The sequence below is a fragment of the Pseudomonas sp. KCJK9000 genome (genome assembly GCF_046230725.1).
Classification (GTDB): domain Bacteria; phylum Pseudomonadota; class Gammaproteobacteria; order Pseudomonadales; family Pseudomonadaceae; genus Aquipseudomonas; species Aquipseudomonas promysalinigenes.
The window spans coordinates 1-10996 of record NZ_JBJJLN010000051.1; the positions used below are offsets into that span (position 1 = coordinate 1).

General features: G+C 62.4%; 14 protein-coding genes. 5 read left to right on the plus strand and 9 right to left on the minus strand.

Annotated features, from left to right (window positions below):
• The first annotated feature begins 141 nt into the window (after positions 1 to 141).
• The 5 genes from ACK59H_RS18805 (at position 142) to ACK59H_RS18825 (ending at position 3256) form a co-directional block, all read left to right on the plus strand.
• A complete protein-coding gene (locus ACK59H_RS18805) occupies positions 142 to 543 on the plus strand; it encodes a hypothetical protein (protein WP_060480049.1) in 402 nt (133 codons plus the stop codon).
• A gap of 87 nt (positions 544 to 630) precedes the next feature.
• A complete protein-coding gene (locus tag ACK59H_RS18810; RefSeq protein ID WP_060480048.1) occupies positions 631 to 852 on the plus strand; it encodes an MbtH family protein in 222 nt (73 codons plus the stop codon).
• Entirely contained in the window at positions 849 to 1568 is a 720-nt protein-coding gene (locus ACK59H_RS18815; RefSeq protein WP_060480047.1) for a thioesterase II family protein, read from the plus strand. The genes ACK59H_RS18810 and ACK59H_RS18815 overlap by 4 nt, the downstream gene beginning before the upstream one ends.
• A gap of 57 nt (positions 1569 to 1625) precedes the next feature.
• On the plus strand, positions 1626 to 2177 hold the full coding sequence (locus ACK59H_RS18820; protein ID WP_060480046.1) for a hydrolase: 552 nt from the start codon (positions 1626 to 1628) through the stop codon (positions 2175 to 2177).
• A gap of 26 nt (positions 2178 to 2203) precedes the next feature.
• A complete protein-coding gene (locus ACK59H_RS18825) occupies positions 2204 to 3256 on the plus strand; it encodes a DUF1615 domain-containing protein (protein ID WP_060480045.1) in 1053 nt (350 codons plus the stop codon).
• A 48-nt stretch (positions 3257 to 3304) separates the two neighbouring features.
• Here the strand turns inward: ACK59H_RS18825 and ACK59H_RS18830 are convergent, their stop codons facing one another.
• From ACK59H_RS18830 to ACK59H_RS18870, 9 genes are all read right to left on the minus strand, one after another.
• Positions 3305 to 4174: a metal ABC transporter solute-binding protein, Zn/Mn family gene (locus tag ACK59H_RS18830; protein WP_060480044.1), complete on the minus strand. Its 870-nt coding sequence runs from the start codon at positions 4172 to 4174 to the stop codon at positions 3305 to 3307.
• Complete coding sequence (locus tag ACK59H_RS18835) at positions 4171 to 5070, minus strand: metal ABC transporter permease (protein WP_060480062.1); 900 nt, start codon at positions 5068 to 5070, stop codon at positions 4171 to 4173. Before ACK59H_RS18835 ends, ACK59H_RS18830 begins: the two co-directional genes overlap by 4 nt.
• Entirely contained in the window at positions 5070 to 5816 is a 747-nt protein-coding gene (locus ACK59H_RS18840) for a metal ABC transporter ATP-binding protein (protein ID WP_409264770.1), read from the minus strand. The genes ACK59H_RS18835 and ACK59H_RS18840 overlap by 1 nt, the downstream gene beginning before the upstream one ends.
• On the minus strand, positions 5813 to 6715 hold the full coding sequence (locus tag ACK59H_RS18845) for a metal ABC transporter substrate-binding protein (RefSeq protein ID WP_409264771.1): 903 nt from the start codon (positions 6713 to 6715) through the stop codon (positions 5813 to 5815). Before ACK59H_RS18845 ends, ACK59H_RS18840 begins: the two co-directional genes overlap by 4 nt.
• 15 nt (positions 6716 to 6730) lie before the next feature.
• Positions 6731 to 7300 carry a DUF6162 family protein gene (locus ACK59H_RS18850; protein ID WP_060480061.1) on the minus strand — a complete coding sequence of 190 codons (570 nt, stop codon included), beginning with the start codon at positions 7298 to 7300 and terminating at the stop codon, positions 6731 to 6733.
• Positions 7301 to 7311: 11 nt separating this feature from the next.
• Positions 7312 to 7632 carry a hypothetical protein gene (locus ACK59H_RS18855; protein WP_060480041.1) on the minus strand — a complete coding sequence of 107 codons (321 nt, stop codon included), beginning with the start codon at positions 7630 to 7632 and terminating at the stop codon, positions 7312 to 7314.
• Positions 7629 to 8168, minus strand: coding sequence for a hypothetical protein (locus ACK59H_RS18860; protein WP_060480040.1), 540 nt, complete (start codon positions 8166 to 8168; stop codon positions 7629 to 7631). The genes ACK59H_RS18855 and ACK59H_RS18860 overlap by 4 nt, the downstream gene beginning before the upstream one ends.
• Positions 8165 to 9358 carry a PepSY domain-containing protein gene (locus ACK59H_RS18865; RefSeq protein WP_060480039.1) on the minus strand — a complete coding sequence of 398 codons (1194 nt, stop codon included), beginning with the start codon at positions 9356 to 9358 and terminating at the stop codon, positions 8165 to 8167. The genes ACK59H_RS18860 and ACK59H_RS18865 overlap by 4 nt, the downstream gene beginning before the upstream one ends.
• Before the next feature lie 167 nt (positions 9359 to 9525).
• Complete coding sequence (locus ACK59H_RS18870; protein WP_060480038.1) at positions 9526 to 10860, minus strand: lysine N(6)-hydroxylase/L-ornithine N(5)-oxygenase family protein; 1335 nt, start codon at positions 10858 to 10860, stop codon at positions 9526 to 9528.
• Positions 10861 to 10996 lie beyond the last annotated feature (136 nt).

The following is a 10996-nucleotide window of genomic DNA, read 5'->3' on the forward strand; positions in this document are numbered from 1 at the left end:
TTTCTTGTTGGGAATATAAGTTTCCCTTGGGCGATTTATAGGCGAAGCGCGGGCGCCAGGTCCAGTGTTTTGTGAAATTTTTTATCCTGGGAGGAATTTTTTTGCGCCGACGCGGTGGTATCAACCGGCTATGCTTGAACCATGACTATGTCCATCCCACTTCGCCAACCGTGCCCGCCTGGCGTCTGTGACTGCGGCCGTGAACAGTTGGTCGAGCAGCCGGCAGCGGCCCAGCGCATCCTGCTGCTGACCCGGCAGGAGGAAAAGCGTCTGATCGAGCGCCTGGAGCAGCTCAAAGACCTCGCTGACCTGCACCACCTGCAATCGAAGATGTACCAGAACCTGGGCATCCGAGTGCGCATCAGCCCTGGCCTGAACGAGGTGCGCACCATGCGTGGCATCGCCATAGAGCTGGACGAGCAGCCTGGCCTTTGCCGCAAGACCCGGCAGTCGATACCGGCTGCGATTCGCCGTGGCCTGGAGCGCAATCCAGAAGTGGCGTTCCGCTTGCTCGATGCCCATGACTTGCTCAGGGACGCATGAAGCTAATTTTTCCGCGGCGCGCTACGTCTACCTGAGAACCTGCCTGCGCCAGGCGCGCAGCGGCACCCTCACTCAAGGAGACAGGCAATGACTTCCGTATTCGACCGCGACGATATCCAGTTCCAGGTAGTGGTCAACCACGAAGAGCAATATTCCATCTGGCCAGACTACAAGGCTATCCCTGAAGGCTGGCGTGCAGTGGGCAAGCGCGGCCTGAAGCAGGAATGTCTGGCGTATATCGACGAAGTATGGACCGACATGCGCCCATTGAGCCTGCGCAAGCAGATGGCCGAAGCCGCCGCCCAGTGACCGCCATCAACCTGCTTTGCCTGCCTTATTCGGGCGCAAGCGCCATGGTCTACAGCCGCTGGCGGCGCAAGCTGCCGGCTTGGCTGCAAGTGCGTCCTGTGGAGCTTCCAGGCCGTGGCGCGCGCATCGGTGAGCCGCTGCAGACTGACATGCAAGGGTTGGCCCGGCAGTTGGCCAATGAACAGCGCATGCTCGCCCATGCCCCTTATGCGCTGCTCGGCCACAGCATGGGCGCGCTGCTGGCCTTTGAACTGGCTCACGAACTTCGGGCGCTGGGCAGCCCGCTACCCTTGGCGTTGTTTGCCTGTGGCACCGCAGCGCCTACACGGCGCGAGGATTACGATGGCAACAACTGGCGTGCGCCCAAGAGCGACGATGAGCTCAAGCAGGACCTGCGCGAACTCAACGGGACCCCGCCGCAGGTGCTGGAAAACGCCGAACTGATGAGCCTGACCTTGCCGGTCCTGCGCGCCGACTTCCTGCTCTGTGGCCGCTACCGGTATCGTCACCGGCCAGCCCTGCAATGCCCATTGCATGTGCTCGGGGGCGAGGCAGATCGGGCCAGCGAGGCGCAGCTGCAGGCCTGGCGGCAGGAAACCTGTGCAGCGTTTTCGTTGCAGATGTTCCCGGGAGGCCATTTCTTCATCCACGAGCACGAGGATCAGGTGCTCGGGGCCATTACCCAGGCCCTTGAAGGGCAGAGGCTGTCTGCCTGATTGACGGCGCCGTTTGCCTGGGGGAGGCTAGGCCTTTTCCCAGGTAAGGGGCAGATAATGCTGATCGAACATCACCGGGCCACATTGCTGGTCGTCGACATCCAAGAGCGGCTCATTGGCGCCATGAGTGACCCGCAGGGCATGCGCGATCGCGCTCATTGGTTGCTGGCTGCCTGCGCCGACCTGGCATTGCCCGTGGTGATTTCCGAGCAATACCCCAAAGGTTTGGGCCCGACCTTGCCAGCACTTCTGGCTGCGGCCCCGGCCGCAGAGGTGGTGGAAAAAAGCCATTTCTCCTGCGTGGCCGCCGGTTGCCTGCCGGCCAGCCTGATGGCCAGGGACCAAGTGATCGTCTGTGGCATGGAAGCCCATGTCTGCGTGCTTCAGACCGTGCTTGGCCTGCTGGGCTGCGGTAAGCAGGTATTCGTGGTCGAGGATGCCTGCGACAGCCGTACGCCAGCCAACAAGGCGGCCGGCCTTGCGCGCATGCGTCAGGCCGGCGCACAGCTGGTGACCCGAGAAATGGTGCTGTTCGAGCTCATGGGCAGTGCCAGCCATCCGCAGTTCCGCCACATCAGCAAGACCTACATGGTCGGAGAACAGCCCTGAACCGGCGGCTATGGGCGGCCGGGCTGATGGCTTTGGCGCTGCTGCAGGGCTGCGCCGGGCGCCGTGAGCAAGCGCCCGAACCCGATCCGGCCGAGGTGCGCGCTCAACTGATGCGCCTGTTGCCGGCACAGGCAAAGGACCGAGAGGGCTGGGCGAAAGATATCCAGAGCGCTTTCCAGGCCCAGCGCATTTCGCCCAGCAAGAGCAACCTGTGCGCGGTGCTGGCGGTGACCGAGCAGGAGTCGACCTTCAACGCAGACCCGCAGGTGCCCAACCTGGGGCGCATCGCCCGCGGCGAAATCGACCGCCGCGCTGCGCGCCTGCATATCCCAGGCATGCTGGTGGACGCTGCGTTGAATACGTCTTCGGGCAATGGCCAAAGCTATCAACAGCGGCTGTTGGCCGTCCGTAGCGAGAAGCAACTGAGCGCACTGTACGACGAGTTCATCGCCCGCCTGCCATTGGGCAAAACCTTGCTCGGCGGCTTGAACCCGGTGCACACCGGCGGGCCCATGCAGGTCAGCATCGATTTCGCCCAGAAGCACACCCAAGATTATCCTTATACCTACAGCGGGACGATTCGTCAGGAAGTGTTCACCCGCCGAGGTGGCATGTATTTCGGCATTGCTCACTTGCTGGGCTACCCGGCGCATTACGAGCGGCAGTTGTACCGCTTCGCTGATTTCAACGCAGGGTGGTATGCAAGCCGCAATGCCGCGTTCCAGGCAGCCTTGAGCAAGGTTACGGGGGTCACGTTGGCGCTGGACGGTGACTTGATCGCCCCAGGCTCGATCATGCCGGGCAGTACCGAGCAGGCGGCACGCAAACTGGCGCGCAAGCTTGGGTTGCGTCATCCTCAGATCCGCAGCCAGCTGGAGCTCGGTGACAGCCTGGCGTTCGAGGACAGCCAGCTGTACAGCGGGGTCTTTGCCATGGCCGATGCGGCCGCAGGTAAGCCATCAGCGCGGGCCATCCTCCCTGGGATCGAACTCAAAAGCCCCAAGATCACCCGCAAGCTGACCACCGCCTGGTTTGCCGGGCGCGTGGATGAACGCTATCAGCGCTGCATGAAGCGCTAGAGTGAACTGGCCTGCTCAAGGGTTACTTCTTGCGAGCAGGCCAGTGCGTCATCCTGCGTCCAGCGCAGTGACGACCTGTTCGACGCTGGCCTTAAGCCCAGCCACAGCGTCTTGCGGGTCACTCTCGACCACCAGCAGTTTCGCCCCGGCCGCCTCGATCACCTGCATAAGCGCCGCCTCTGGCTGGCGATGATCCAGCACCAATACCACATCCTGCCCTTGAAGGTTCTCACGCAGGGCCTCCAGCGCCTTTGCGTCCCACTTGCCGTCGGCCGGCAACGGTTGCTCCACCACATCCAGGTTCAAGCCACTGGCCAGATACCCCAGGCGCTCGGACAAGTTGACCACACTCAGGTTGTCGGCCTGGGCCAGTCGCGTCTGGCTGCTGGCAGTCATCTCCAGTAGTTGTCGCTTGAGCCCGGCCAGGTTGCTTTGAATCCTGTTTTTGTCGGCGGGTGCCAGGCGCTCCAGATCATTGGCCAGCACATCGGCCATACGCCCAAGGTTGGTCGGGTTCAGCCAGGGGTAGCTCGCATAGGCGTCATCGCCGCTTACGGCGATACCCGGTAGCGCACCATCGACCGGCCGCGCCGCATCGATCTCGACGATGCGAATGTTGCTGCGCCGGGCCATGGGATACAGCGGGTCGTCCCGCCAGATAGAGCGCACGCCGATGACCGCGTCTGCATGCTGCGCGGCTCTGGCCAAAGCAGCAGCCCCTCGGCTGCTGAAATACGCAGGTTGACGGCTGGCCGGCAGGTTGGCCGGGGCGGCCCGCTTGAGCTGTACTTCTGTGCCCTCGAGCAGGGCGCTGGCCAAACTGTGGGTCACCGGCAGGGTGGTCAGCACTTCAGTGGCCGTAGCGTAGACAGGCAGGCCGGCCAGGACGATGGCCAGGGTCAGGTGTTTGAAGTTCATGCCGGGTTTCCTTGCAGGCGTGGAACGAGAGCGCGAGCCAGTGCGGCGAGGGCGAAGCACATGCCTGCGACCAGAATGATCGCCGCGCCCGAGGGCACCGGCAGGTCGAGCATGATCGGCAGCAGAATGCCAAGCAGGGTGCTCAGGGTGGCAATCAGCATGGATATGAAGAAAAAGCCTTTCAGTGATTGGCTGACCAACCGTGCTGCCGCCGCCGGTATGACCAAAAGCGCACCGACCAGAATGGCGCCGATCACCTTGACCGAAGCCACGGTGACCAGGGTGACCAGCACGACGAACAGATAATCCAGGGTCTTCACCGCCACCCCACGCACTGCTGCCAACTGCGGGTTGAAACTGGCCAGCATGATGCGGTTGTAAAGCGGCACCGCCAGCGCCACCACCAGCACCGCGACGATGCCAAGCACCATCAGGTCTTGAGCGCTGACGGTCAGCACCGACCCGAACAACACGTTCTCGAGGATATGCACATTGATTTTGCCAGCCAGCATCAGCAACAGACTGGCGCCAAGGGCCAGCGACACCGATAGAAAGACGCCGATCAGCGTGTCTGGTGACAGCCCCGTGCGGTTGCGCAGGAAGTTGAGCAAAATGCCGAACAGCAGACAGTAGCCGAACAGGCTGCCGTATGGGCCGGTGTAGGGTTCACCGAGCAGGATGCCGATAGCGACCCCGGTGAGTGCGGCGTGGCCGACTGCTTCGGAAAAGAACGCGAAGCGCTTGACCACCACCAGGGTACCCAGGCCTCCGAGCACCGGGCCGATCATCAAGCCAGCCAGCAGGGCATTGATCACGAAACCATAAGCCAAGGCCTGGGGTAGGTAACCGGCTTCGGCCCAGGCCTGAATCAGTTGGCGCAATGCTTCGAAGCTCATCATACAGGGCGCTCGCTGCGAGGGTGAACAGAGAACAGGCCAAGCAGGCGCTCCGGGGTCAGCGCCTGGGCCGGCGGGGCATCGAACAGCACCTGGCGGTTCAGCCCGGTGACTCGGTCGGCCAGGCGCAGCACTGCTTGCAGGTCATGTTCGATCCACAGCACCGTGGTGCCGGCCTGGCGCCAGCCATGCAGCAGTTGTTCGAACACCTGAATGCCTGCCTCGTCGAGCGCCGACATTGGCTCGTCGAGTACCAGCAGCTGCGGCTCGGGATTCAGGCCTTGGGCCAAAAGCACGCGTTGGCGCTCACCGCCAGACAACGCGCCCATGCGTCGCTTGCGCTTGTCGAGCATACCAACACGCTCCAGCGCCGCATCGATCGCCGGTTTGGCCCTGCGCGACGGGCCAAGGAAGGCCGGCCGCCGCTGGCACATGGCTGCCATGAAATCATCCACGGTCATCGGCAGCCCGCGGTCGAACTCCAGTGCCTGCGGCACGTAGCCGATCACCTGGTGAGCACCTGGCCAATGCAGCGCCAGTTGGCCTTGATGGGGCATCTGCCCGAGCAGCGTCTTGATCAACGAGCTCTTGCCGCCGCCATTGGGACCGACGATGGCGTGCACGCTGCCAGGGGCAACGTTGAACTGCACCTGCTGAAGAATGCGGGTGCGGCCCAAGGTGAGGTCGATGCAGGCGAATTCGATGCCTGGCCCTGTAGGGACGGTCAGGTTGGCCGCGGCGGTCATGTGCGGTTCTCCTCGATGGCCCGGACCACGGTGTCGAGGTTGCGCTTCATCTCTATTTCATACTTATCCTGGGTATATTCACCGTAGGAAATGTGAGTGAGTGGATAAAGGCGTACGCCGGCCTCCCGTTGGATGGTTGCAACATAAGCCGAGGGGAAGTCCATTTCCGAGAAGATCACTTTTACGTCCAGGGCCTTGAGCTGATCGATGGTTTTCTTCAGTTGCGCAGGGCTGGGTTCGATACCGTGGGCGGGTTCTACTACGGCCGTGACCTCCAGGCCGAAGTCGCGTACCAGATAGTCGTAGGCGGCGTGGATGGTGGCCACGCGCAATGTCGCCGAAGGCGCTTGGCTGACCTTGGCCAGTGCTTCTGCGCGCAAAGCGCGCAGGCGCTTGGCATAGGCGCGGGCGTTCTGCGTGTAGAACCTGGCGTTGTCGGGGTCGAGCTTGCCCAGCTCGCGAGCGATGTTGTTGACCTGAGCAATGGTGGTGCTGATCGACAGGAAGGTATGCGGGTTGACCACCTTGCCGGCGCCACGCGCGGCAATGCCCGTGGCCGCCAGCAGGGGTACGTTGCGGTTGGCCTCTATGGTCGTGACATCGGGTTTTTCGCTGGCCGCGATCATTCGGTCGGCGAAGTCGTCATGACCTACGCCGTTGAGAACCACCACATCCAGAGTGCCGATGCGCTTGATGTCCTCGGCGCGCGGCTCGTAGGCATGGGGGTTGAAACCTGCGGGGATCAGCGGCACCACTTCGGCTTTGTCACCTACGATATTGCTGACATAGCTGTAGTACGGGTGCAGGGTTATACCGATGCGCAGCGGCTGGCCGGGAGCGGCCAGGGCCATCGCTGGCAGGGCCAAGGCCAAGAGCAGGGCGAAGGTTCTACGAAGCATGGGCAGTCCTTGGATTCAGTGACGGTGTTCGCGGGTGACCCCGGCGTCGTAATGGCTGACCACTTGCTGCCAGCCGGCGGCGATCAGTGCCGCTTGGCCGCGGTCTTCGGGAAGCGTGGTGGCGCTGTCGCGGCGCAACCAGACGTCGACCTCGCCACCGTTGGCCTCGGGCAGGATCAGCAGGAAGCTGCCGGCCACCTGCGGCATCTGGCTCAGGCCAAGGTAGGTAGCGTTCGGCAACAATTGCCAGCGATGTTCGCCGCGGCTCTGGCTGCCGAGATCGACCACGAACGGCGGCAGGCCTTCTTCGGCCAATGCGGCGACGCCTGGCAGGGCGCCGGTTTCTTCGCGCATCAGCTGAATTTCGTCATAGGCCACCCGCAAGTCGGTGTAGATGCCTTGTTCGGCGGCAGTCAGGTCGCGGCGTGCATCGATCTGATGGCTGGCGATCGCCTGTTCGTCTATGCGTTCGCCACGCAGTGCCACCACACTGGCGGCAAGGGCGACGATCAGCAGGCTGACCAGCAGTACATAGAGGGTTTCATGCCCGGCACCTGCCGGGCGTACCACCTGGGTATGGCGCATGGCAGGGCGGCTCATGGCGGCGTGATATCGGCGTGGTCGACTTCCACGACATGGCCGGGGCCTGCGTCGAACAGCACGTAGAACTCGCCGTCCGGGCGTTTGAAGGTGAGGCTGGAGTCGTCACCGAGTTTGCCGCCGACCAGTACCTGCTCGTCATAGCCGATCACATCGAGGGTTACCCCCGGCGCACCACTGCCATCGGAAAATCCGCCCGTGCATTTGACCTGGCCGCCGGCAACTTCCTCGCATTCGCACATCGGGTTGTGGGCCAGGGCGGGGCCTGCTGCGATGGCCAGCAGAGGCAGGGCGAGCCTGCGCATCAAGGTGTTCATGGGGTGCCTCCTTGTTTTTCGAGCCAGGCCACAGTGGCCGGCGAAGCCTGAGCCAATGGGACGGATGCCTGGTGCAGGCTGCCGTCCCAACCTTCGAGCGTGATCCAGATTTGCGCATCGGTGCGGGTGCGCGGTGGGATGGGGAGGTTGGTGATCATCCGGTACGGTGCTCCGAAGAAAATCGTGCCGGCGGTACGCAGGCTGCGTGGCTTGCCGATGCGCAGGTAAACCGCCTTGACCTCATTCACACATGCCTTGCACAGCGCCGCGTTGAATAGCTTGAAATGGCCTGCGGGGCCGTCTGCGCGGGGTGCTTCGTCGCGCAGCTCGGCCAGGTCAAGGCTGTAGGGGCCGACCTGGATACCTGAGACGGGGTTGGCACCCAGACCTGCGTCGCCGCGCAGCAGCTTGGCGTCAGCGAAGTATTTGGGCATGAAGCCCAGCGGAATGAGAATGAGCAGAATGTTCAGGTGGAAGCGCCACTTGTGCCACCACTGCTTGACTGGGTGGGTGGGCAGTGCGTTGGCCGGCTTCATGGGCGCGCCTCCAGGGCGGTTTCACGGTGCGCGCCGCCTGTGGCGCGCTCACTGCGCTTGAGTGCGGCTGCGGTGGCTTGGGCGGTGCGCTTGGTCCAGATCAGCAGGCCGCTGAAGACCATCAGCGTCAGCACCAGGCCGAAGAAGAACCAGATCAGCTTGATCGGCAGCCCACCAAAATCTCCGGTGTGCAAAGGCCGCATGGATTCGGTGACGAACTCCAACGCCGAGCGGTCGCTGAGCAGGAATTGACTGTCGACCTGGCGGGTATAGGGGTTGACCGAGGCGCTTTGGAACATCAACGGGTACCAGCCGCGCCCGCCCATTTCGATGTGGCTGTAGGCAGTGGCTGGTAGTGAGACGGAGGTGATATCCAGGCTGGGAATGGCCAGGCCGGCAATGCGCGCGGCTTCGTCCAGATCGATGCGTGGCGCCGGGCTGCCGTCGAGAGTCTGCGGCACCTGCTCACGGGCGATCACCGGCACGATCGGCTCGCTTGAGATGGTGATCTGGTTGTCGAAGAGAATGGCCCGGATGAGGAACCAGATGCTGGTGATGGATATGACGGCGATGAACCAGATCGACCACACGCCGGCCAAGCGGTGCAGGTCGCCCCAGAAAATGCGCGGGCCATGGCCGGTGCGCAGCGGTTTGAAGAAGCCTTTCCAGAACTTCTTGTACACCACAAGGCCCGTGACCAGCGACGCCAGCATCGGTAGCCCCAACAGCGAAACCATGTACCAACCCCAGCTGAAGCCGTTGGTGAAAGGCACCAGCCACCAGCCATGCAGGGCGCGGGTGAAAGCTTCGAAGTTGAAGTCCGGCATCTTGCCCTGGATGGCGCCGGTGTAAGGGTTGACGTACAGCATGGGGCTCGAGCCATCGGGGTAGGTGACCCGCGCCGTGAGCGCGAAGTGTGAACCGTCGGGTTGGCTGAGCGTGTTCACTGCCATGTCAGGTTCTGCCTGGTGCAAGGCGTCGAGCACCTGCTGAAATGTCAGGCGTTCGGCGTTGTCGTCAGGTTTGCTGGCACGTACGTCTGGGTTTGCCAGCCAGACGAGTTCTTGGCTGACCACGGCCAGCATGCCGGTGAAGCAGACGATCAGCACGAAGAACCAGATCGGCAGGGCGAGCCAGCTGTGGACGAGGAACCACAACTTAGACTTGGATTTTTTCGGTGATTTTGCCATCGGTCAGTCTTCTGAAATATGGGGCGAACACAGGCCCAACCAAAAAGGGCTGCTCTTCAAAAGACGAATGAGAATGGAAATCCTGAAGCGTTAAGTGCAAGTAAATGTTTCAGGAGCGGTGCAGCTCGACGGGGCTGCTGTAGGCCCCGTTGAGGTTGGATGGGCGATCAGGCGCTGGTGAGGGCGACGGCGGGCTGGGTGGTGCCCCGCTGATGTGCCAAATCGCGGTAGAGCGCTTGGCCGATCTCAGCGGCACGAGAGGGCAGTACCGACAGCAGGGTGTCGCTCAAGCCATGGCTGCTCTCACAGAACCCTTGCAGATAGACGCAAGCCTGCATGTCGGGGCTGCTTAGCACTCGGTAGTGACGGTCGACGGCAAAGTCTTGCATGTAGTCTGCCAGCGGGGCCAAGAGTTCGCGGTGCGAGCGGCGCTCGTAGCCTGTGGCGAGTATCACCGCATCGTAGCGGTGAGTCTGGTGCTGGCCGGTAGCCAAGTCACGCAGGGTAAGCTCGATACCGTCGCGGGTGGCCACTACCGCTTCCACCTGGCGCCGACACAAGACATTGTGGCGGAATTGGTGGGCGACTTTCTGGCGGTAGAGAATGCCGTAGATCCGCTCGATCAGGTTGAGATCGACCACTGAGTAATTGGTGTTGTGGTATTCGCCAAGCAGCTTGGCGCGCTGGTCGGCAGGTTCATTGAAGACCAGGTCGGTGTAATCGGGTGAGAAGATTTCGTTGACGAATGGGCTGTCGTCGGCCGGCTTGAGGGCAGAACCGCGCAGGACCATGTCGACTTTGACTGATGGGTAGCTGTCGTTCAGGTCGATGAAGGCTTCAGCAGCGCTCTGACCCGAGCCGATCACGGCGATTCGCATGGGTTGGCCTGCCGAGCACGGCAGTTTGTCGAGGCTGCTCAGGTATTGAGAGTGGTGGAAAACCCTTGGGTCGTCTTTGAATGCACCGAATTTCTCGGGAATCTTCGGCGTGCCGCCGGTTCCTACCACTACGGCGCGGGTGCGCCGGCTCATCTCGCGGCCTTGGGCGTCGCGTGAAATCAGGCGCAAGTGCTCCACACGCCCCGCGTTGAGCTCAGGCTCGATACGCAGCACCTGCTCGCCATACACGGCCTGATCAGCAAATTGTTCGGCCGCCCAGCGCAGGTAGTCGTTGTACTCCAGGCGGCAGGGGTAGAAGGTGCCGAGGTTGATGAAATCGGCAAGGCGTTGCTTGTGGTGCAGGTAGTTGACGAAGCTGTAAGGGCTGGTGGGGTTGCGTAGGGAAACCAGGTCCTTGAGGAACGAGATCTGCAATTCACTCTGGGTTGCCAGGGTTTCGCCGTGCCAGCGGTAATCCTTCTGCTTGTCGATGAACAGTGCATCCAGGGCATGGCCCTGGCTCTGGGCGAGTTCTTCCAGGGCGATGGCCAAGGCCAGGTTGGACGGGCCGAAGCCCACGCCGATCAGGTCCTTGATAGTTTCCGGGTGTGCAGGCTGGCTCATGGCTGCGATTCCATATGGGTCGAATGTGGGCGCATGCCGGGCTACGGCGCCTGCGCTGGTACATTGGGTGGAACGAGCCAGCGAAAGGGGAATTTACTGCCAAGGCGCCTGCCTGTGGCCAGTAGCGTCTCAAGCT

Bases quoted from the DNA above. Each gene is read 5' to 3' on its own strand.
- ACK59H_RS18805 (WP_060480049.1), top strand. From the start codon at position 142: ATGACTATGTCCATCCCACTTCGCCAACCGTGCCCGCCTGGCGTCTGT.
- ACK59H_RS18810 (WP_060480048.1), top strand. From the start codon at position 631: ATGACTTCCGTATTCGACCGCGACGATATCCAGTTCCAGGTAGTGGTC.
- ACK59H_RS18820 (WP_060480046.1), top strand. From the start codon at position 1,626: ATGCTGATCGAACATCACCGGGCCACATTGCTGGTCGTCGACATCCAA.
- ACK59H_RS18825 (WP_060480045.1), top strand. From the start codon at position 2,204: ATGGCTTTGGCGCTGCTGCAGGGCTGCGCCGGGCGCCGTGAGCAAGCG.
- ACK59H_RS18830 (WP_060480044.1), bottom strand. From the start codon at position 4,174: ATGAACTTCAAACACCTGACCCTGGCCATCGTCCTGGCCGGCCTGCCT.
- ACK59H_RS18835 (WP_060480062.1), bottom strand. From the start codon at position 5,070: ATGAGCTTCGAAGCATTGCGCCAACTGATTCAGGCCTGGGCCGAAGCC.
- ACK59H_RS18840 (WP_409264770.1), bottom strand. From the start codon at position 5,816: ATGACCGCCGCGGCCAACCTGACCGTCCCTACAGGGCCAGGCATCGAA.
- ACK59H_RS18845 (WP_409264771.1), bottom strand. From the start codon at position 6,715: ATGCTTCGTAGAACCTTCGCCCTGCTCTTGGCCTTGGCCCTGCCAGCG.
- ACK59H_RS18850 (WP_060480061.1), bottom strand. From the start codon at position 7,300: ATGCGCCATACCCAGGTGGTACGCCCGGCAGGTGCCGGGCATGAAACC.
- ACK59H_RS18855 (WP_060480041.1), bottom strand. From the start codon at position 7,632: ATGAACACCTTGATGCGCAGGCTCGCCCTGCCTCTGCTGGCCATCGCA.
- ACK59H_RS18860 (WP_060480040.1), bottom strand. From the start codon at position 8,168: ATGAAGCCGGCCAACGCACTGCCCACCCACCCAGTCAAGCAGTGGTGG.
- ACK59H_RS18865 (WP_060480039.1), bottom strand. From the start codon at position 9,358: ATGGCAAAATCACCGAAAAAATCCAAGTCTAAGTTGTGGTTCCTCGTC.
- ACK59H_RS18870 (WP_060480038.1), bottom strand. From the start codon at position 10,860: ATGAGCCAGCCTGCACACCCGGAAACTATCAAGGACCTGATCGGCGTG.